The organism is Streptomyces pinistramenti (genome assembly GCF_020564935.1).
In the GTDB taxonomy this organism is placed as follows: domain Bacteria; phylum Actinomycetota; class Actinomycetes; order Streptomycetales; family Streptomycetaceae; genus Streptomyces; species Streptomyces pinistramenti.
The window spans coordinates 51,558-72,842 of the sequence record NZ_JAJCXB010000024.1 but is presented as its reverse complement, the minus strand read 5'-3'; the positions used below and the strand labels follow the sequence as shown (position 1 = coordinate 72,842).

Sequence of the window (21,285 nt, the reverse complement as noted above, 5' to 3'; positions counted from 1 at the left end):
AGGCGGGGCCTGCCGGGCCCGGACAGAGAAATCGGCCGCCTCGGAACAGGGGGGGTGGTTCCGAGGCGGCCGCGCGGACCGGGGTGCCGCTCGCCCCGGGGGGTGTGGAGCGGGCGGCCGTCCGATCGGTGAGGATTCCCGGAGTCCCTGTTGCCAGGGGTTCCGGTGCCGTGCGCGAGGGCACGGCCTGGTCGAAGCCGGGGAAGCGCCGACCTGGCGTCGCCCGCGGTCCCCTGCGGGCGGGGTGTTTCTCTCATCTGCAGAAACCGTACGGCACCCGGCCCGCGCCGGACAGACGGATCACCCTGCCGCCATCGGGCCCGCACATCTTCTTCACGCCACGGCACCGGCACCTACGGTGCGTGCACCACGTGAACCGGCCCGGAGCGCGGCGTGTGCCGCACCACGGGCCGGGTGTTCCACGGGCTCGCGTCGAAGGTCAGAGCGTGGCGAGCGCCGACTCCACGATGTCCAGGCCCTCGCCCAGCAGGTCCTCGCCGATCACCAGCGGCGGCAGGAACCGCACCACATTGCTGTACGTACCGGTCGTCAGGATCAGCAGGCCCTCCTGGTGGCACGCCTTGGCGAGCGCGGCGGTGGCCTCCGGGTTCGGCTCCTTCGAACCGGACTGCACCAGCTCGATCGCGATCATCGCGCCGCGGCCGCGGACCTCGCCGATGATGTCGTACTTCTCCGCCATCGCCTCCAGGCGCGGCTTCATGACCTCACCGATCCGGCGGGCCTTGCCGTTCAGGTCCTGCTCGCGCATCGTCTCGATCGAGCCGATCGCCGCGGCGCAGGCCACCGGGTTGCCGCCGTAGGTGCCGCCGAGGCCGCCCGCGTGCGCGGCGTCCATCATCTCGGCGCGGCCGGTGACCGCGGCCAGCGGCAGGCCGCCCGCGATGCCCTTCGCCGTCGTGATCAGGTCGGGGACGATGTTCTCGTCCTCGCACGCGAACCACTGGCCGGTACGGCAGAAGCCGGACTGGATCTCGTCCGCGACGAAGACGATGCCGTTCTCCTTCGCGAACTGCGCGAGGGCGGGCAGGAATCCCTTGGCCGGCTCGATGAACCCGCCCTCGCCGAGCACCGGCTCGATGATGATCGCCGCGACGTTCTCCGCGCCGATCTGCTTGGTGATCTGCGAGATGGCCTGGTCGGCGGCCTCCTGCGCGCAGTTCTCCGGGCCGGTCAGCCAGCGGTAGGGGTAGGCGAGCGGCACCCGGTAGACCTCGGGCGCGAACGGGCCGAAGCCCTGCTTGTACGGCATGTTCTTGGCGGTCAGCGCCATCGTGAGGTTCGTCCGGCCGTGGTAGCCGTGGTCGAACACGACGACCGCCTGGCGCTTGGTGTAGGAACGGGCGATCTTCACCGCGTTCTCCACCGCCTCCGCACCCGAGTTGAACAGCGCGGACTTCTTCGCGTGGTCGCCCGGCGTCAGTTCGGCGAGCTGCTCACAGACCTCGATGTACGGCTCGTACGGCGCGACCATGGCACAGGTGTGGGTGAACGCGGCCAACTGCGCGGTGGCGCGGCGGACCACGGCCTCGGCGCTGTTGCCGACCGAGGTCACCGCGATACCGGAGCCGAAGTCGATGAGGGAGTTGCCGTCCACGTCCTCCAGGACGCCGCCGCCGGCGCGCTTGACGAAGACGGGCAGCACCGCACCGACGCCGCCCGCCACGGTGGCCTGCTTACGGGCCCACAGCTCCTGCGACTTGGGGCCGGGGATCGCGGTGACGACGCGACGCTCCTGGGGGAGGGCGGGGCCTCCGGACAGTTCGGTCATGGCAGTCTCCTGGGGGTGAAAGGCGACGTACGGAAGGTCTGTTCTCGCAGGCTAGGGGCGGGTGGCCGGGTCTGGCATGTTCCGTTCGGGAGAAGTGTGCGTGTTGCGTTGTCCGCACCGGACATAGCGAGGGCGCGCGGCCAGTAGATTGAGCGGCGGCGGGCCGCACCCCGGCGGACACACGCCGTCAACGACGCAGGTCATATAGGGGGACAAGGGGCACCGGATGGACACCGAGGGCACGCACGACGCACCGCACACCGCTTCGCCGCCACCGCACGGAGCGCACCGAGCCGAACCGACCGTGCCGCGCCCCGCGGCACCCCCCGCGGCACCCGCCGGGCCCCCCGCGATCCCCCCGCCCCCCGCGGCCCCGCCGGCCGCAGGACCCGCCGCCGGAGGGCCGGAGACCGCCGAGCCACCGGTGCTGCGCTGGCTGCGCACCCCCCGCCCGGCCGCGGCCCCCGGCATCTGGACGTACGGCCACCGACCGAAGGCCGCCGTCGACCCCGAACGCGCCCCGCTGCGACAGCTGGTCAGCGGCGCGGTGATCTCGCTCCTGTGCGGCTGGCTGCTCTGGTCGCTGCTCTGGAACAACTACCTCGGCAGCTACTGGCTGTGGCCGCTGCTGCTGCTCACCCCGGACTCCTGGCGGACGGCCGGCGGCGACACCGTCGCGTTCGCCTGGGCCACCTACCTGTACTACGGCCTGTTCCTGGCCCTCATGGTGTTTGTCTTCGGCCGTCTCGGCCGCTGGCGGGAGCTGGCCCGCAGGCTGGGCGGCCCGCTCGTCGCCCGCCTGCGCGAGCGCGCCCCGGCCGCTGCGCCCGAACCGGCCGCCGACCGCGCCCAATGGCCCGAACTGCGCGCTGCCGGCGCCCCGGACGCCGCCGACAAGCTGGCCGCCGAGGCCCGCGCGGGCCGGATGAACGACGTCGACGTCGCCCGGATCGAGCGTGCCTGGCGCTCGGTGCGGTCCGGCACCAACCCGCTCGCCTCCTTCACCGACACCGTCCTGCGGCACGGCGGCGCCGCCTGCGCGCACCCCTCGGGACGCCGCGACCTGCCCGGCAGGACCGCGCACCACGACCTCCTGGCCCACCAGGTACGGATCGGCGTCGCACCCGACCACCCGCGCAACCCGCCGCAGCACCGCGGCGCCGGACTCGCCCTGGAACCCCGCCTGTTGGGCACCTCGCTGCTGGCCGTCGGCCCGTCCGGCAGCGGCAAGACCAGCCGGGTGCTCAAGCCCGTCGTGGAGTCGATGTGCCTCCAGGCGCTCGCCGGACAGTGCGCCGTCGTCGCCGTGGGCCCGGCCGGCGCCGACCTCGGCCCGGACGACGCCTTCGACGTGGTGGTACGGATCGGCCGCACCGGCCAGGACAGCGACCTCGACCTGTACGGCGGCACCACCGACCCGGACGAAGCGGCCGGCATACTGGCCGAGGCCCTGGTCGGCGACCTGCCCGACCACCAGCGGCGCGGCGCCACCGCACTGGGGCAGCTCCTCGGCCCCTTCCGCACCGCCCACGACCGTTTCCCCTCCGTCCCGGAACTGCGCGAACTCCTGGACGGCGCACCGGAGCCGACGGCCGCCCTGCGCGCCGCCCTGGAGGCCGCGGGCGCGTCGGCGCTGCTGCGCGAACTGGACGCCCGCACCCGGCAGTCGGAGCGGGCGGGCGATGTCGGCGTGCTGCTCGCCGACCGGATCGCGCTGCTGGACCGGCCCGCCTTCGCCGGGTTCTTCGACCCCACGGGACGCACCCGCCAGGTCTCGCTGCGCGCCGTCGACCACCCGCTGCGGGTCCGGATCGAACTGCCCGAGCGCGGCCACGCCGAGGCGTCGGGGATCCTCGCCCGGCTGATCCTCGCCCAGTTCACCGAGTGCGCCGTGGCCCGTGCCGACCGATCGCTCTTCGCCTGCCTGGTGCTCGACGAGGCCGCCCACACCATCACCACCGAGGCGCTGCGCGGCCTCCAGCGGCTGCGTTCGGCCAACGCCGGTGTGGTGCTGACCCTGCGCGCGCTGGACGACGTGCCGGAGGGGCTGCGCAGCGCGCTGCTCGGCGCGGTCGGCTGCCGGATGGCCTTCGCCGGTGTGACGACCTGGGACGGCGCCAGGTTCGCCGAGGTGTGGGGCAAGGAGTGGGTGGAGACCCGTGATGTGACCGACCGTCAGATCATTGCGGTCAGCGCCGCGGGCAAGGCGTTCCACATGTTCCGGCAGCTGGTCACGGGCAAGGCCGCCACCGCCAAGGCCGTCACCGTCCGCACCGTCGAACGCGAACGCTGGTCCGCGTCCGATCTCGCCAACGCGGTCCCGCCCGGCCATGCGGTGCTGTCGGTGACGTCGGTACGGGGCGAGCACGCGCCGCCGGTGCTGGTGGACCTCGGGAAGTGACCGGCGGGCGCGGTCCGGCCCGCGCCGCGGCCGCACCTCAGTGCGCCGCCGGCGGTGTCCCGGCCGCATCGGACGGCGCGTACTGCGCCACCCCGTGGCCGAACGACCAGTCGGCCGACGCGTTCTCGGTCACGGTGACGAGCACGTTCCGCGGCTCCGTTCCCGCGTAGGTGTGGGCGAGTTCGGCGATCCGCCGGTACAGCGCCCGCTTCTGTGCGGGCGGGCGGCCGGAGCGCATCGTGATCGCGACGAACACGATGCCGTCGTCCCGGTGGATGCCGAGGTGGTCGTCGTAGCGCAGCGTGCTGTGGGTGCCGTCGTGGCCGGTCAGGACCTGGAAGAGGTCGTCGGGCGGGAAGCGCATCGTCTCGGTCAGGGCCTGGTGCACGGCGCGGCCGAGCGCGTCGAGCCGGTCCCGGCCCGTTCCCAGGGCGTCGATACGGACGAAGGGCATGTCGGTGCTCCTCCTTGCGGGGTGGTGGCATCAGGGGCGTGCTGCAGTGGCATGTGCCGTGATCGTACATACCAGTAGGTACAGGCGCTTGGCGTTCCTCCCCCGAGGGCCGTCCGGCGCGGGCCCGGGGCCGGTCGTCAACGTCCGTTCCACGACTGCCGCCGAATCCGCCGCTGAGGCAGAATCGACAGCAGCCGTTCCTACGGGACGGCGCAGCATCCCGACGGCGACCGCCGCGCCCCTGCACCGACGCCGCAACCGAAGGTCCCATGCCGCACACCCTCGCCTCCCTGGTCAACCACACCGCGCTCAAGCTGACCGTGCTCGCCGGTGAGGAGTCCCTCGACGTGCCGGTGCGCTGGGCGCACGCCAGCGAACTGATCGACCCGGTGCCCTACATGGAGGGCGGCGAACTGCTGCTGATCACCGCGCTCAAACTGGACGCCGAGGACGAGGCGACCGCCCGCAGCTACGTACGGCGGGTCGCGCAGGCCGGGGTGATCGGTCTGGGCTTCGCCGTCGGCGTCAACTACGAGGACGTGCCCCCGGCGCTCGTAGCGGCGGCGCGGGCGGCCGGGCTGCCGCTGCTCGGCGTGCCCCGCAGGACGCCGTTCATCGCGATCAGCAAGGCGGTGTCGGCAGCCGTCGCCGCCGACCAGTACCGCGCGGTGACCGCCGGATTCGCGGCGCAGCGGGAGCTGACCCGGGCCGCGCTGAGCGCCGAAGGGCCCGCCGAGCTGCTGGCCAGGCTCGCCGCCCACCTCGACGGCTGGGCCGCCCTCTACGACGCGTCGGGCGCCGTACTGGCCGCCGCCCCCGACTGGGCCGCCCGCCGCGCCGCCCGGCTCACGGGCGACGTCGCCCGGCTGCGCGAGCGGCCCGCCCCCGCCAGCGCCGTGGTCAGCGCCGCCGACGGAGACGACCGCGTCGAACTCCAGTCGCTGGGCACCGGACGGCGGGCCCGCGGCGTCCTCGCCGTCGGCACCGGCGCACCCCTGGGCACCGCCGAGCGCTACGCCGTGCACTCCGCCGTCGCCCTGCTCACCCTCACCACCGAACGGTCCCGCGCCCTCCAGGACGCCGAGGCGCGGCTCGGGTCCGCGGTACTCAAGATGCTGCTGGCCGGCGAGCCCGACCACGCGCGGGCGGTCGCCGGGCGCCTCTACGGAGGGCTGCTGGACGCGCCGTTCCGGGTCGTGGTGGCCGAGGCCGTCGCCGCGGACGACGCCCCTGCGCTGCCGGGACGGGCGCCCTCCGTCCTCCTGGAAGGACTCGCCGACGCCATGGACTCGGCCGCCGCCCGCACCGGCGAAGCCGTCCTCGCCGTCCCCGAGGACGACCGGCTGACGGCCCTGGTCACCGACGGCGGCGCGGCGGCCGCGGCCTGCGCCCGCTACGCGGCGGCCACCGACGACCGGCTGGCACAGCGGCCGAAGACCCGCGGCGGCCCCCCGGCGCGCACCGCGGCGGCCCGGGGCGGCGAGGGTCTGGCCATCGGGCTCTCCGCGCCGACCGGACCCGCGGCCACCGCCACCGCGCACCGCCAGGCCGAACAGGCCCAGTCCGTCGCCCGCCGCCGCGGCCGCGCGCTGATCGAGCACGAGGACGTGGCCGCCGGATCCGTCCTGCCGCTGCTCGCCGACGACGCGGTGCGCGCCTTCGCCGACGGGCTGCTGCGCGCCCTGCGCGAGCACGACGCGACCGGCCGCGGCGACCTGGTGGCCTCGCTCCGCGCCTGGCTGTCCCGGCACGGCCAGTGGGACGCGGCCGCCGCCGACCTCGGCGTGCACCGGCACACGCTGCGCTACCGGATGCGGCGGGTGGAGGAGATCCTGGGCCGCTCACTGGACGACGCGGACGTCCGGATGGAACTGTGGCTGGCCCTCAAGGCGACCGCGGGCCCCTCCGGCGGCTGAGCGGTCCACTCCGTCGGCCGCCGCCCGCGCCCCCGGACTCGCGCCCCGTCCACCGCGGAGGGACACGCGAGGCGATTTCGCCGCTTCGGACAAACGCCACAGCGGCCCTGCGCCCCTACGGTGGGCAGAGTCGACAACGCGGAGCCGCTCCACGAGCCGCGCGCGCCACCCCACCACTTCGGAAGGGCCGGGATCCACTGTGCCGAACAATGCTGCAGCCCCCACCGCCTTTTGGGTCGCCGGCCGGCAGGCCACCGGCGACACCACCTTCGACGTCACCTCCCCCTGGGACGGACGTCTCGTCGGCACGGTGAGCGTCCCCACCGAGGCCCAGGTGGAGGAGGCCGTCGCCGCCTCCGTCGCCGTTCAGGACGAGTTCGCCGCCACCCCCGCGCACGTCCGTGCCGCCGCCCTCGCGCACGTCGAGCGGCGGCTGGTGGAGCGCACCGAGGAGATCGCCCGGCTGATCTCCGCAGAGAACGGCAAGCCCATGAAGTGGGCCCGCGGCGAGGTCGGCCGGGCGGTCTCGGTCTTCCGCTTCGCGGCCGAGGAGGCCCGCCGCTTCAACGGCGGCGAGGCGCAGCGCCTGGACACCGACGCGGGCGGCGCCGGCCGCCTCGCCCTGACCCGCCGCTTCCCGCGCGGCACGGTCCTGGGCATCGCCCCGTTCAACTTCCCGCTGAACCTCTGCGCCCACAAGATCGCCCCGGCCCTCGCCGCCGGCGTCCCGATCTTCCTCAAGCCGGCCCCGGCCACCCCGCTCTCCGGCCTGATCCTCGGCGAACTCCTCGCCGAGACCGACCTGCCCGCAGGGTCCTGGTCGATCCTCCCGGTGCCCAACGACAAGATGGCGGCGCTGGTCCAGGACGAGCGGCTGCCGGTCATCTCCTTCACCGGATCCGAGAAGGTCGGCTACGGCATCCTGGACTCGGTGCCGCGCAAGCACTGCACCCTGGAGCTGGGCGGCAACGGCGCGGCCGTCGTCCTGCGGGACTTCGCATCCGACGCCGACCTGGACTGGGCGGCGCAGCGCATCGCAACCTTCTCCAACTACCAGGGCGGCCAGTCCTGCATCTCGGTGCAGCGGGTCATCGCCGACGCCCACGTCTACGACCGCCTGGTGCCCAAGATCGTGGCGGCCGTCGAGGCGCAGGTCACCGGCGACCCGTCCGACGACGCGACCGAGGTCGGCCCGCTGGTCAGCGAGGCCGCCGCGCAGCGCGTGGAGAGCTGGGTCGACGAGGCCGTGCAGGCCGGCGCCGAGCTGCTCACCGGCGGCAAGCGCGACGGCGCCTCGTACACGCCGACCGTGCTCGCCGAACTGCCCGCCGACACCACGCTCGCCTGCGAAGAGGTCTTCGGACCGGTGCTCTCGATCACCAGGGCCGACGGCGAGGAGGCCGCCTTCGCCGCCGTGAACGACTCCAAGTACGGCCTCCAGGCAGGGGTGTTCACCCGCGACGTGCAGGCCGCGTTCCGCGCGCACCGTGCGCTGGAGGTGGGCGGCGTGATCATCGGCGACGTGCCGTCCTACCGCGCCGACCAGATGCCGTACGGCGGCGCCAAGCTCTCCGGCGTGGGCCGCGAGGGCGTCCGCTACGCGATGGACGACTACACCTACGAGCGGGTCCTGGTCCTGACCGGCCTGGACCTGTGAGACACCCGGGCCGCTGACACCGCGGCCCGCCGCGTACGTCCGCGCGTACGCCCGGACCGGCCTGGACCGGTGGACAGCACAGCGGCCGCCCCCGAGGCCGTCACCTCCAGGCCCGCCGGTCCGTCCCGGGACCGGCCCCGGCCGCGGCGCGCTCCGGCACCCTGTTCCGGAGCGCGCCGCGGCCCCCTGGCGTCGGTGGCCCCCCGTGGCCCCGCCAGATCTCGACCGTACGGCCGCCCGCGCACCGCTTCGTCGTAGCTGAGGCGGACCCGCGCCCCTGCCCGCAAGGAGGAGGCGCACATGCGTGTACAACCCGCGTGGTAGGCGGGGAGGGGACGGACCGGCCGTACGGCACCCAAACCGGACGCCCGGCGTCCCGCGCCCGCCGTCTCACCGGCGCAACGCCCCCCGTTCCCTTGCCGCACCGGCCTCACCGGGACCGCAGCCCTTCCGGGACGGTCCCGGCGTCCCGCCAGCACTGGTGCAACCCATGCAATTGGGGTAACCCTCACAAGTAGCACTGTCCGGCGGCCGACCGGCCCGCCGGGTCGGCCGACATCCCCGCGGCGAGGTGAGCTTGTGATGACCGCTCCGACCACCCGCAACGCCTCCGAGCGTGAGGCACGCCAGGTCGCGGAGGCGGCCCGTGAGCAGGACTGGCGCAAGCCCAGCTTCGCCAAGGAACTGTTCCTGGGACGCTTCCGGCTCGACCTGATCCACCCGCACCCCAGCCCCGCAGCCGAGGACGTACGGCGCGGCGAGACCTTCCTGGCCGCCCTGCGCACGTTCTGCGAGACCCGGATCGACGGAGCGCGGATCGAACGCGAGGGCCGGATCCCCGACGAGACCGTCAACGGCCTCAAGGAAATCGGCGCGCTCGGCATGAAGATCGACACGAAATACGGCGGCCTCGGCCTCACCCAGGTCTACTACAACAAGGCCCTCTCCCTGATCGGCTCCGCCAGCCCCGCCGTCGGCGCGCTGCTCTCCGCACACCAGTCGATCGGCGTCCCGCAGCCCCTGAAGATCTTCGGCTCCCAGGAGCAGAAGGACACCTTCCTGCCGCGCTGCGCCCGCACCGACATCTCCGCGTTCCTGCTCACCGAGCCGGACGTCGGCTCGGACCCGGCCCGCCTGGCGACCACCGCCGTCCCCGACGGCGACGGATACGTCCTGGACGGCGTGAAGCTGTGGACCACCAACGGCGTGGTCGCCGACCTCCTGGTGGTGATGGCGCGGGTACCGGCGACTTCCGGCCACAAGGGCGGCATCACCGCCTTCGTCGTCGAGGCCACCTCGCCCGGCATCACCGTCGAGCAGCGCAACGCCTTCATGGGCCTGCGCGGCCTGGAGAACGGCGTCACCCGTTTCCACGGGGTGCGGGTGCCGGCCGCGCAGCGCATCGGCCCCGAAGGCGCAGGCCTCAAGATCGCGCTGACCACGCTCAACACCGGACGGCTCTCGCTGCCCGCGATGTGCGTGGGCTCCGGCAAGTGGTGCCTGAAAATCGCCCGGGAGTGGTCGGCCGCCCGCGAGCAGTGGGGCAGGCCGATCGCCGAGCACGAGGCCGTCGGCGCCAAGATCTCCTTCATCGCCGCCACCACCTTCGCCCTCGAAGCGGTGGTCGACCTCTCCGCCCAGATGGCCGACGAGAACCGCAACGACATCCGCATCGAGGCGGCGCTCGCCAAGCTCTACGGCTCCGAGATGGGCTGGCGGATGGCCGACGAGCTGGTGCAGATCCGCGGCGGCCGCGGCTTCGAGACCGCCGCCTCGCTGGCCGCCCGCGGCGAACGCGCGGTCCCCGCCGAGCAGTTGCTGCGTGACCTGCGCATCAACCGCATCTTCGAGGGCTCCACCGAGATCATGCACCTGCTGATCGCCCGCGAGGCCGTCGACGCACACCTCTCCGTCGCCGGCGACCTCATCGACCCCGAGAAGAGCCTCGGCGACAAGGGCAGGGCCGCGGCGAACGCCGGCCGCTTCTACGCCCGCTGGCTACCCCGCCTCGTCGCAGGTCCCGGCCAACTCCCGTACGCCTATGAGGAGTTCGGTGCCCTCGCCGGGCATCTGCGGTACGTCGAGCGGTCCTGCCGGAAGCTGGCACGCGCCACCTTCTACGCCATGTCGCGCTGGCAGGGCCGGATGGAGACCAAGCAGGGCTTCCTGGGCCGGGTCGTCGACATCGGCGCGGAACTCTTCGCCATGAGCGCCGCCTGCGTACGCGCCGAGCACCTGCGCCTGGCCGGCGGCCACGGCCGCGAGGCCCACCAACTGGCCGACACCTTCTGCCGCCAGGCCAGGATCCGCGTCGACGAACTGTTCGGGCGGCTCTGGGACAACACCGACGCACCCGACCGCAGACTCGTCTCCGGCGTCCTCGCCGGCCGGTACCGCTGGCTGGAGGAGGGAGTCGTCGACCCCAGCGGCGACGGCCCGTGGATCGCGGACGCCACCCCGGGCCCGAGCACCAAGGAAAACGTCCACCGCACCATCCGCGGGCCCGGAACCACGTAGCCGCGCCCCGCGCCGTACGGGGCGGCCCGCCCGCCCCGTACGGGCGCCCAGGACACCCGCCGTACGGGACGCCCACGGCCCGTCCCGGAGCGCCCGGAGCCGCTGCGCGCCGGTCCGTGCGCCGCTTGCGTGCACCCGCTCGCCGACGCGGTGCCCACGACGCCCCGGCGACCGGCCACAATGGACCGCATGACGGACTCCCTCGCCCACCCGCACCTGCGTTTCACACCGGCTCCCGCCGACCCCGGAACGCAGCAGGGCCCCCGCGACATCGTGATCCTCGGCTCGACCGGCTCCATCGGCACCCAGGCGATCGACATCGTGCAGCGCAATCCCGACCGCTTCCGGGTGACCGCGCTCTCCGCGGCCGGCGGCCGGGTGGAACTGCTCGCCGAGCAGGCGCACCAGCTGCGGGTACGCGCCGTCGCCGTGGCCCGGCAGGAAACCGTGCCCGCGCTGCGCGAGGCGCTCGCGGCGCACTACGGCGCCGGGGAGCCGCTGCCCGAAATCCTCGCCGGCCCCGACGCGGCCACCGACCTCGCCGCCTCCCCCTGCCACACCGTCCTCAACGGCATCACCGGCTCCATCGGCCTCGCCCCCACGCTCGCCGCCCTCCACGCCGGCCGGGTGCTCGCCCTCGCCAACAAGGAGTCGCTGATCGCCGGCGGCCCGCTGGTCAAGGCCGCCGCCGCGCCCGGCCAGATCGTCCCCGTCGACTCCGAGCACTCCGCGCTGTTCCAGGCCCTGACCGGCGGCGCCCGCGAGGAGGTCCGCAAGCTCGTCGTCACCGCGTCCGGCGGCCCGTTCCGCGGCCGCACCAGGAGCGAACTCGCCGACGTCACACCCGAACAGGCCCTGGCCCACCCCACCTGGTCCATGGGACCTGTTGTCACGATCAACTCGTCGACCCTCGTCAACAAGGGCCTCGAAGTCATCGAGGCGCATCTGCTGTTCGACGTCCCGTTCGACCGCATCGAGGTCGTCGTCCATCCCCAGTCCTTCATCCACTCGATGGTGGAATTCACCGACGGCTCCACCCTCGCCCAGGCCGGCCCGCCCGACATGCGGATGCCGATCGCGCTGGGCATCGGCTGGCCGCAGCGCGTCCCCGACGCCGCACCGGGCGTGGACTGGACGAAGGCCGCGACCTGGGAGTTCTTCCCGCTCGACGAGAAGGCGTTCCCCTCCGTCCCGCTGGCCTGCCACGTCGGCGGCCTCGGCGGCACCGCACCGGCCGTCTTCAACGCCGCGAACGAGGAATGCGTCGACGCCTTCCTCCACGGCGGGCTGCCGTTCACAGGGATTGTGGATACGGTCGCCGAAGTGGTCGCCGAGCACGCGACGCCCGAACGGGGAACTTCCCTGACGGTCGCGGACGTCCTGGAGGCGGAGACCTGGGCGCGCGCCCGCGCCCGCGAACTGGCCGCCCGTGCGGCCCGTACACCTTCGGAGGCTCGCGCATGACGACCTGGATGACCATCCTCGGCATAGTCGTCTTCGTCGTCGGCCTGCTGTTCTCCATCGCCTGGCACGAACTCGGCCACCTCTCCACGGCCAAGATGTTCGGCATCCGCGTGCCGCAGTACATGGTGGGCTTCGGGCCGACGATCTTCTCCCGCCGGAAGGGCGACACCGAGTACGGCATCAAGGCCGTCCCGCTCGGCGGCTACATCCGCATGATCGGCATGTTCCCGCCGGGTGACGACGGCAAGCTCCAGGCCCGCTCCACCTCACCCTGGCGCGGCATGATCGAGGACGCCAGGTCCGCCGCCTTCGAAGAGCTCCAGGAGGGCGACGAGAAGCGGCTGTTCTACACGCGCAAGCCGTGGAAGCGCGTCATCGTGATGTTCGCCGGACCGTTCATGAACCTCGTCCTCGCGGTCGTGATCTTCATGAGCGTGCTGATGGGCTTCGGTATCAACACCGTGACCACCCAGGTCGGCACGGTGCAGGACTGCGTCGTTTCGGCCTCGGCGAAGACCGACAAGTGCCCCGCCAAGGCCAAGGACTCCCCGGCCAAGGCCGCGGGTCTGCGGGCCGGCGACCGCATCGTCACCTTCAACGGCCACGCCATCCCCGACTGGGACACCCTCCAGGAGCAGATCCGCGTCACCACCGGACCCGCCACCCTCGTCGTCGAGCGGCACGGCGCCCGCCGCACCCTGCACGCCGACCTCATCAAGAACAAGGTCGCCAAGACCGACGGCCGCGGCGGCTACGTCGCCGGCGAGTACGTCACCGCCGGATTCCTCGGCTTCACCCCGGCCAGCGGCGTGGTCCAGCAGTCCTTCGGACAGTCCGTCGACCGCATGGGCAGCATGGTCGAGCAGGGCGTCGAATCCCTCGTCAACCTGCCCGCCAAGGTCCCGGACCTGTGGAACGCGGCGTTCAACGGCGCCGAGCGCAAGCAGGACTCCCCGATGGGCGTCGTCGGCGCCGCACGCGTCGGCGGCGAGGTCTTCTCGCTCAACATCCCCCCGGAGCAGCGCGTCGCCACGATGCTCTTCCTGGTCGCGGGCTTCAACCTCTCGCTGTTCCTGTTCAACATGCTCCCGCTGCTCCCCCTGGACGGCGGGCACATCGCGGGCGCCCTGTGGGAGTCGATCCGCCGGGCCTTCGCCAAGGTCGTCCGCCGGCCGGACCCCGGGCCGTTCGACGTCGCCAAGCTGATGCCGGTCGCCTACGTCGTCGCAGGTGTGTTCATCTGCTTCACGCTGCTGGTCCTCGTCGCCGACGTCGTCAACCCCGTCACTCTCACCGGATAACGCAAAGCAGCAGGTCGGGCCAGGGACGGCCGGATGCACCGCGGACCGTGGCGGGGGCATCCGGCCGCCGACATGCCCCGTGACGCAGGGGCACGATGTGCCTCGGGGAACCCCGGTGCCGTAATCTCGGAGGCCGGAGCCCGCCGAATTCGGGACCTAGATCCACACCTTGGGGTTGCTCGCCAGATGACTGCCATTTCACTGGGAATGCCGGACGTACCGACCAAGCTTGCCGACCGCAGGGTCAGCCGCAAGATCCAGGTCGGCACGGTCGCCGTGGGCGGAGACGCACCGGTCTCGGTGCAGTCGATGACCACCACGCGGACCTCCGACATCGGCGCGACGCTGCAGCAGATCGCCGAGCTGACCGCCTCCGGCTGCCAGATCGTCCGCGTCGCCTGCCCGACCCAGGACGACGCCGACGCGCTGCCCGTGATCGCCCGGAAGTCCCAGATCCCGGTGATCGCGGACATCCACTTCCAGCCCAAGTACGTCTTCGCCGCGATCGACGCCGGCTGCGCCGCGGTCCGGGTCAACCCCGGCAACATCAAGCAGTTCGACGACAAGGTCAAGGAGATCGCCAAGGCGGCCTCCGCGGCCGGTACGCCCATCCGGATCGGCGTCAACGCCGGCTCGCTGGACGCGCGGCTGCTCGCCAAGTACGGCAAGGCCACCCCCGAGGCGCTGGTCGAGTCCGCGCTGTGGGAAGCCTCGCTCTTCGAGGAGCACGGCTTCCGCGACATCAAGATCTCGGTCAAGCACAACGACCCGGTCGTGATGGTCAACGCCTACCGCCAGCTCGCCGCCCAGAGCGACTACCCGCTGCACCTCGGCGTCACGGAGGCGGGCCCCGCCTTCCAGGGCACCATCAAGTCCGCGGTCGCCTTCGGCGCACTGCTCTCCGAGGGCATCGGCGACACCATCCGCGTCTCGCTCTCCGCGCCGCCCGCCGAAGAGGTCAAGGTCGGCCTCCAGATCCTGGAGTCCCTCAACCTCAAGCCCCGCCGCCTGGAGATCGTCTCCTGCCCGTCCTGCGGCCGCGCCCAGGTGGACGTCTACAAGCTCGCCGACGAGGTCACCGCGGGCCTTGAGGGCATGGAGGTGCCGCTGCGCGTCGCCGTCATGGGCTGCGTCGTCAACGGTCCGGGCGAGGCCCGCGAGGCCGACCTCGGTGTCGCGTCCGGCAACGGCAAGGGCCAGATCTTCGTCAAGGGCGAGGTCATCAAGACCGTCCCCGAGTCGAAGATCGTCGAGACCCTCATCGAAGAGGCGCTGAAGATCGCCGAGCAGATGGAGAAGGACGGCGTGATGTCCGGCGAGCCCGTCGTCACCGCCGCCGGCTGACCCGCGGCACCCGCACCGCACGGCGCCCACCGCGCCCGAGCCCCGTCACCCCGCACCGGGTGGCGGGGCTCATGTGCAGCCCCATAGGAACCTCCCCGTGGCGGGAGGTAAAGTGCCAAGACCTGCTCTTGCCTGGCCTCCCAGGCCCGCACCGGTGAGGCTTTCCGACACGTGCTGACGACCACCACCATCAAGGTTCTGGAGCCCGGGGAGCTCGATGACGCCCTCGCGGTCCTGGACCGCGACCCGGTCGCCAACGCCTTCGTCGCCGCCCGCGTCCAGGTCGCCGGGCTCGACCCCTGGCGGCTCGGCGGCGAGATGTGGGGCTGGTACGTCGGCGGACGGCTGGAATCCCTCTGCTACGCAGGCGCCAACCTCGTCCCCGTCTGCGCCACGTCCGAAGCCGTCCGCGGCTTCGCCGAACGCGCCCGCCGCCAGGGCCGCCGCTGCTCCTCCATCGTCGGCCCCGCAGGCCCCACCGCCGAACTGTGGTCGCTCCTGGAGCCCTCCTGGGGCCCGGCCCGCGAAGTCCGCGACCGGCAGCCGCTCATGGTCACCGCCTCGCCTTCCGCCGATGTCGCCCCCGACCCGTACGTACGGCGGATCCGCAAGAACGAGATGGACGTGATCATGCCCGCGTGCGTGGCCATGTTCACCGAAGAGGTCGGCATCTCCCCGATGGCCGGCGACGGCGGCCTCCTCTACCAGGCCCGCATCGCCGAACTCGTCGGCGCCGGCCGCTCCTTCGCCCGCATCGAGGACGGCAAGGTCGTCTTCAAGGCCGAGATCGGCGCCGCCACCCCGCGCGCCTGCCAGATCCAGGGCGTCTGGGTCGACCCCGCACACCGCGGCGAGGGCCTCTCCGAGACCGGCATGGCCGCCGTCCTGCGCTACGCGCTCCACGACGTCGCGCCCCTCGCCAGCCTCTACGTCAACGACTTCAACACCGCGGCCCGCGCCGCCTACCGCAGGGTCGGCTTCCAGGAGGTCGGAGCCTTCATGAGCGTGCTGTTCTGACCCCGCGCCTTGTACGCTCCCGACCATGGATGACGTCGCGGTCGGCCCCCTCGATCTCGCCGCCCGCGTGGACGACGCGCTCGCGGTCCAGGCCCTTGCCTTCGGTCTGACCGACGACGAGGTCACCATCCGCCGCCAGATCGTGCTGCGCCACCTCCACTGCCCCGGCGCCCGCGCACTCGGCGCGACCACCCCCGCGGGCCGCCTCGTCGGCTTCGTCTACGGCATGCCCAACGACCGCGCCCACTGGTGGTCCACCGTCGTCGAGCCCTACCTGCGCAGCGAACACCTCGACCACTGGCTGGACGACTCGTTCGTCATCACCGAACTCCACGTCCACCCCGCCTACCAGCACCGCGGCATCGGACGGCGGCTGATCACGGGCCTCACCGACACCGCCCGCCAGCCCCGCAGCATCCTCTCCGCCATCGACACCGAAAGCCCCGCCAGGACCCTGTACCGCTCCCTCGGCTACCAGGACATCGCCCGCCGCGTCCTCTTCCCCAGCGCCCCCACCCCGTACGCCGTCATGGGCGCCCCCCTGCCGCTGCGCCGCCCCTGACGGCCCGCGCGGCCCCGCAGGCACACCGCCCCGGCGCCCTCGGCGCACAACCCATTTCCTTGCGCCACTCCCAGGCGGCTAACCTCCAGGGAGTCACCTTTCTTACGCAGGAGAAATTCCCATGGCCAACGCCGCTCACGTCCAGCGCATGTCCCGATTGATGATCAAGACGCTGCGTGACGACCCGGCCGACGCCGAGACCGCCAGCCACAAGCTGCTGGTGCGCGCCGGGTACGTCCGCCGCACCTCCGCCGGCATCTGGACCTGGCTGCCGCTGGGCAAGAAGGTCCTGGAGAACGTCTCCCGCATCGTCCGCGAAGAGATGGACGCCATCGGCGGCCAGGAAGTCCTGCTGCCCGCGCTGCTCCCCAAGGAGCCGTACGAGGCCAGCGGCCGCTGGGAGGAGTACGGCGACCTGCTCTTCCGCCTCAAGGACCGCAAGGGTTCCGACTACCTCCTCGGCCCCACCCACGAAGAGATCTTCACCCTCACGGTCAAGGACCAGTGCACGTCCTACAAGGACCTGCCGGTGATCCTCTACCAGATCCAGACCAAGTACCGCGACGAGGCCCGCCCCCGCTCCGGCGTGCTCCGCGGCCGCGAGTTCCAGATGAAGGACTCGTACAGCTTCGACACCACCGACGAGGGCCTGGCCGAGTCCTACGCCCTGCACCGCGAGGCGTACACCAAGATCTTCGAGCGGCTCGGCCTGGACTACCGCATCGTCTCCGCCGTCTCCGGCGCCATGGGCGGCTCCGCTTCCGAGGAGTTCCTGGCCCCCGCAGCGGCCGGCGAGGACACCTTCGTGGACTGCCCCGCCTGCGACTACGCCGCCAACACCGAGGCCGTCACGGTCAAGGTCACCCCGGTCGAGGGTGCCGACCACGGCCCTGTCGAGGAACTGGACACCCCCGACACCCCGACCATCGAGTCGCTCGCCGCGCACCTCGGCGTCCCGGCGTCGGCGACCCTGAAGAACCTCCTCGTCAAGGTCGACGGCGAGATCGTCGCCGTCGGCGTCCCCGGCGACCGCGAGGTCGACCTCGGCAAGCTCGGCGAGCACCTCGCGCCCGCCACCGTCGAACTGGTCACCGCGGAGGACTTCACCGACCGCCCCGACCTGGTACGCGGCTACGTCGGCCCGCAGGGCCTGGCAGGCAAGGCGTTCCGCTTCATCGCCGACCCGCGCATCGCCCCCGGCACCGCCTGGATCACCGGCGCCAACAAGCAGGGCAGGCACGCCAGGAACGTCGTCGCCGGCCGCGACTTCGAGGTCGACCAGCACCTCGACGTGGTCGTCGTCGAGCCCGGCGACCCGTGCCCCCAGTGCGGCACCGGCCTGCGCATCGACCGCGCCATCGAGATCGGCCACATCTTCCAGCTCGGCCGCAAGTACGCGGACGCCTTCGAGCTGGACGTGCTCGGCCAGAACGGCAAGCCCACCCGCGTCACCATGGGCTCGTACGGCATCGGCGTCTCCCGCGCGGTGGCCGCACTCGCCGAGCAGACGCACGACGGGTCCGGCCTGTGCTGGCCCCGCGAGGTCGCACCGGCCGACGTGCACGTCGTCGCCGCAGGCAAGGCCAAGCAGACCGAACTCGCCCTGGAGATCGGTGAGAAGCTCGGCGCGGCCGGCCTGCGGGTGCTCGTCGACGACCGGGCCGGAGTGTCGCCCGGTGTGAAGTTCACCGACGCGGAACTGCTCGGCATCCCGACCATCGTGGTCGCCGGGCGCCGCGCGGGCGAGGGCGTCGTCGAGGTCAAGGACCGGCGTACGGGCGAGCGCGAGGAGCTGTCGGTCGACGAGGCGGTCGCCAGGCTTGGCGGGGCCGGGGCGGGGCGTCCGCCCCCGGCCCGGCCCCGCTTTGCGTGCTCCGGCGGACAGGCGCGCACGGCGACTCCCGGGGCGTGCGCTCAGGCCGCGACCGCCCGCGGCGCTACGGCCACGTCGTCACAGCCACGTCGCGAACTCCAGCAGCAACTCCCCGCGCTGCCGGTCGCCGGCCGCCGCCTCCCGCACCCCCGCGGCCACCGCGCGGTACAGCGTCCAGTCGCGGAGCCGCTCGCGGTCCACCTCCAGCGAGTCGGCCAGCTTCGCCACCCGGCGGCGGGTCGCCGCGGCCGCACCCGACCCGGCCGCCAGATCCTCGAAGCGGTCCAGGACCAGCGCCGCCAGGTCGTACGCCCGCTCGCCCACCACCGGCTCGGGGCCGATCGCCAGCCAGGGGGCCCGCTCCCCGGCCAGCACCTTGCCCTGCCGGAAGGCGCCGTGCAGCAGGAACTCCTCCGTGGCGCCGGACGGCAGCACGCGACGCAGGTCGAGCGCCTGCTCCACCAGCGGGGCCGCCGCGCTGACGGCCGCGCCCGCCGTGCGCAGCGCCGCGACCGCCTCGTCGGTGCGGCCGGACAACGTCGCGAACGGGTGCCCTTCGCCCGGCGGCACCCACAGGCGGCGTACCGTTCCTGCGGCCTCCAGGAGCGCCTTCGCCTCCGGCAGTGAGCGCAGCGACACGGCGCCGTGCAGCCGCTCCAGCAGCAGCGCGCCATCGGCGTCGGCCGACCGCAGCAGGCGCACCGCGCCCCAGCCGTCCCACGTCCGCAGGGCCGCGGCCTCGTGCGCGGACGTGCGGCCCGGCACGGGGAACTTGAGCGCCGCCGGCGTCCCGTCCGGCAGGCGGACGAGCGCGACCAGACTGCCGCGGCCCCCAGGGGTGTCCACCCGCTCCAGCGTCAACTCCCAGGCGTCCAGCCGCTGCTGAACCACCGTCGGCAGCGCGGCCAGCCAGTCCCGTACGGGGGTGGACGGGTCGCTGCCCAGGGAGTTCACCAACCGCTGCGGCGGTTCGACGGGTGCCGTTGCCATGCCTTCGCTGTCCCTTTCCTGGGAGGTGGCCGGGGTGGTCAGGCCGGGGGCCTGGTGGTCAGAGTGCGTTCGCCGGTGCGCTCGCGGACGGGGACGGGGTGCCGGTCGCGGACCGCTCCGTGAGCCCAGGGAAGGCTACGCCGCTGCCCCGCCAGCGCACCGCGCGCACCGCGGCCTCGCGGAGCGCGGCGGCGGCCTCCTTGCGGCCGGCCTCGCCGCCGTCGCGTACGAGGTCCGCGTAGACGGCGGCGACGCGGTCCTCCAGCTCGGCGGCGAGACGGGTCGCGGCGGCGGCGTCCGGTACCGGGAAGGGCAGCTCGTACGCGGCGGCCGCGGGGCGGGGCGTGCCGCCGAGGTCGCGGACGGTGCGGCGGAGGGTGTCGCGGCGGGCCCTGTGGGCGTCGTAGGCGGCGCGGGCCTCCGGGCGGCGGGCGTCGGCGATGCGGCCGCCCACCACGCCGTAGCCGTAGACGGCGGCGTGCTCGGCGTCCAGGGCGGCCTGGGCTGCGGCCAGTTCGGGGCGGGAGGCTGGGGGCATGGGGCGGCCTTTCGGTTGCGGGGACCGGTGGTTCGCGTGCGGCTTGTGCGTGGGGTGGGGCGGAGGGGCGCACCGGGCCGTCTCCTCGACGCATGTGCCCTTGGGTGCGTGTCAAGAGCCTGCCGGTGTCCGCACCTGTCGCTGCGGGGAGCGACCCGGTACGGCCCCTCCGACCCACCCGGTCTCGTCGGCGACCGACCGCCGGAGGGGGCTATCCCCGTACGTCCTCGTCCTTCGGGCCTCGGGGTGGCTGCCTTCTGCGTGGCTGTGGGGTGGTCATGCTTGCTCGGTCAGCAGGTAGGCGTGGGCGGTGCCGGCGGCGGCTACCGAGGCCAGGAGCCGGGCCAGGCCGGGGGGTGCGGTCCGGAGGGTTCTGGTGCGGGCGTCCGCCAGGTGGCGTTCGGCCTCGGCCAGGGCGGTGCGGGCCGCCTTCTCGTCCTTGGGTACCGGGGGGCGGGATTTTCCGGGGGGTGCGGACGGGGCGGCGGGGACGCTCTTGGTGCCGAACGCCTCGGCGTGGCGGGCCACTTCGGAGCGGAGGGGGCGCAGGCGGCCCTGGAGGGCGGGGTGGGCGGCGAGGGTCGCGTCGTAGCGGGCCAGCAGGCCGGTGCTGTCGCGGGCCGCGGCGGCGCGCAGGTGGTCGGCCGCGGGGGTTCGGTCGGGGGGCGGCGTCCCGGAGTCGTCGGAGCAGCCGGTCACGAGGGCGGCGGCCCCTAGGGCGGCGCCGGCCAGCAGGGTCGTTCTGCGCGTGAGCGCCAGGTTCGGCACGTTCCACTTCCCGGGGTCTTCCGTAGTGATCACCGCAGGCGAGCGTATCCGTGACCGGTCACCGAATCGTCAGTACCCCGCCGGAACAGATAGGCTTTGACCCGACACGCGACCTACCCACAACAGCACACGCGGCCGAGGAGTCACCCGGATGAGCACCACCCAGAGCGAAAGGCTGCGCGGGCTGCTTGAACCGCTCGTGGCCGCGCGAGAGCTGGATCTGGAAGAGATCGATGTGACCCCCGCGGGCAAGCGGCGGGTGCTGCGAGTCGTGGTGGATTCCGACGAAGGCGTGCAGCTGGACGAGTGCGCCGAGCTGAGCCGTGAGATCTCGCAGAGCCTGGACGATTCCGACGTGATGGGCGGCGCCCCGTACACCCTTGAGGTGACCTCGCCGGGCGCCGACCGGCCGCTGACCGAGCTGCGGCACTACCGCCGCGCCGTCGGCCGCCTCATCAAGGCGCAGCTCCACGAGGGCGGCGAGCTGGTGGCCCGGATCCAGGCCGTGGACGAGGACGGGCTCGACCTCGAAGTGCCGGGTGTCAAGGGACGCAAGCCGACCCAGCGGCGGGTCGCGTTCGACGCGATTGCCAAGGCGCGGGTCGAGCTGGAGTTCAACCGCAAGAGCGGGCTGTCCGATAAGGGCAATGTGCAGGACGCAGAGAAGTTCGACGAGAACCAGGAGGAGGCGTAG

Annotated in this window: 15 protein-coding genes and 1 pseudogene; 11 read left to right on the top strand and 5 right to left on the bottom strand. The window is 73.2% G+C overall.

Features of this window, described 5'->3' with window-relative positions; genetic code table 11:
• Positions 1–439: 439 nt before the first annotated feature.
• Positions 440–1,789 carry a 4-aminobutyrate--2-oxoglutarate transaminase gene (gene gabT / locus LIU39_RS18470; RefSeq protein WP_227047857.1) on the bottom strand — a complete coding sequence of 450 codons (1,350 nt, stop codon included), beginning with the start codon at positions 1,787–1,789 and terminating at the stop codon, positions 440–442.
• Positions 1,790–2,015: 226 nt separating this feature from the next.
• Between gabT and LIU39_RS18465 the strand changes: the two genes are divergently transcribed.
• Entirely contained in the window at positions 2,016–4,190 is a 2,175-nt protein-coding gene (locus LIU39_RS18465; RefSeq protein WP_227047856.1) for an ATP-binding protein, read from the top strand.
• Between the two features lie 37 nt (positions 4,191–4,227).
• On the opposite strand, the gene LIU39_RS18460 is transcribed toward LIU39_RS18465, so the two are convergent.
• A complete protein-coding gene (locus LIU39_RS18460) occupies positions 4,228–4,644 on the bottom strand; it encodes a tautomerase family protein (protein WP_227047855.1) in 417 nt (138 codons plus the stop codon).
• A 269-nt stretch (positions 4,645–4,913) separates the two neighbouring features.
• Here LIU39_RS18460 and LIU39_RS18455 point away from each other — a divergent pair, with 269 nt between their 5' ends.
• From LIU39_RS18455 to LIU39_RS18415, 9 genes and pseudogenes are all read left to right on the top strand, one after another.
• A complete protein-coding gene (locus LIU39_RS18455; protein ID WP_227047854.1) occupies positions 4,914–6,560 on the top strand; it encodes a PucR family transcriptional regulator in 1,647 nt (548 codons plus the stop codon).
• Between the two features lie 199 nt (positions 6,561–6,759).
• Positions 6,760–8,217 (top strand): aldehyde dehydrogenase family protein, encoded by a 1,458-nt coding sequence (locus LIU39_RS18450; protein WP_227047853.1) that lies wholly within the window; start codon positions 6,760–6,762, stop codon positions 8,215–8,217.
• A gap of 582 nt (positions 8,218–8,799) precedes the next feature.
• Entirely contained in the window at positions 8,800–10,734 is a 1,935-nt protein-coding gene (locus tag LIU39_RS18445; RefSeq protein WP_227047852.1) for an acyl-CoA dehydrogenase family protein, read from the top strand.
• Positions 10,735–10,923: 189 nt separating this feature from the next.
• Positions 10,924–12,198, top strand: coding sequence for a 1-deoxy-D-xylulose-5-phosphate reductoisomerase (dxr, locus tag LIU39_RS18440; protein ID WP_227047851.1), 1,275 nt, complete (start codon positions 10,924–10,926; stop codon positions 12,196–12,198).
• Positions 12,195–13,499 carry a M50 family metallopeptidase gene (locus tag LIU39_RS18435; RefSeq protein WP_227047850.1) on the top strand — a complete coding sequence of 435 codons (1,305 nt, stop codon included), beginning with the start codon at positions 12,195–12,197 and terminating at the stop codon, positions 13,497–13,499. Before dxr ends, LIU39_RS18435 begins: the two co-directional genes overlap by 4 nt.
• Positions 13,500–13,685: 186 nt before the next feature.
• On the top strand, positions 13,686–14,843 hold the full coding sequence (gene ispG, locus LIU39_RS18430; protein WP_227047849.1) for a flavodoxin-dependent (E)-4-hydroxy-3-methylbut-2-enyl-diphosphate synthase: 1,158 nt from the start codon (positions 13,686–13,688) through the stop codon (positions 14,841–14,843).
• A 171-nt stretch (positions 14,844–15,014) separates the two neighbouring features.
• Positions 15,015–15,860 (top strand): GNAT family N-acetyltransferase, encoded by an 846-nt coding sequence (locus LIU39_RS18425; RefSeq protein ID WP_227047848.1) that lies wholly within the window; start codon positions 15,015–15,017, stop codon positions 15,858–15,860.
• Positions 15,861–15,885: 25 nt separating this feature from the next.
• Positions 15,886–16,422 carry a GNAT family N-acetyltransferase gene (locus LIU39_RS18420; RefSeq protein WP_227047847.1) on the top strand — a complete coding sequence of 179 codons (537 nt, stop codon included), beginning with the start codon at positions 15,886–15,888 and terminating at the stop codon, positions 16,420–16,422.
• Positions 16,423–16,543: 121 nt separating this feature from the next.
• Positions 16,544–18,244, top strand: a pseudogene (locus LIU39_RS18415) (proline--tRNA ligase); the annotation flags it as partial.
• Positions 18,245–18,373: 129 nt separating this feature from the next.
• Here LIU39_RS18415 and LIU39_RS18410 read toward each other — a convergent pair.
• The 3 genes from LIU39_RS18410 to LIU39_RS18400 form a co-directional block, all read right to left on the bottom strand.
• Positions 18,374–19,285, bottom strand: coding sequence for an aminoglycoside phosphotransferase family protein (locus LIU39_RS18410; protein WP_227047846.1), 912 nt, complete (start codon positions 19,283–19,285; stop codon positions 18,374–18,376).
• A 58-nt stretch (positions 19,286–19,343) separates the two neighbouring features.
• On the bottom strand, positions 19,344–19,823 hold the full coding sequence (locus tag LIU39_RS18405) for a ferritin-like domain-containing protein (RefSeq protein WP_227047845.1): 480 nt from the start codon (positions 19,821–19,823) through the stop codon (positions 19,344–19,346).
• 276 nt (positions 19,824–20,099) lie between these two features.
• Positions 20,100–20,624, bottom strand: coding sequence for a hypothetical protein (locus LIU39_RS18400; RefSeq protein ID WP_227047844.1), 525 nt, complete (start codon positions 20,622–20,624; stop codon positions 20,100–20,102).
• A 118-nt stretch (positions 20,625–20,742) separates the two neighbouring features.
• On the opposite strand from LIU39_RS18400, the gene rimP reads away from it, so the two are divergent.
• Entirely contained in the window at positions 20,743–21,285 is a 543-nt protein-coding gene (gene rimP, locus LIU39_RS18395; RefSeq protein WP_227047843.1) for a ribosome maturation factor RimP, read from the top strand.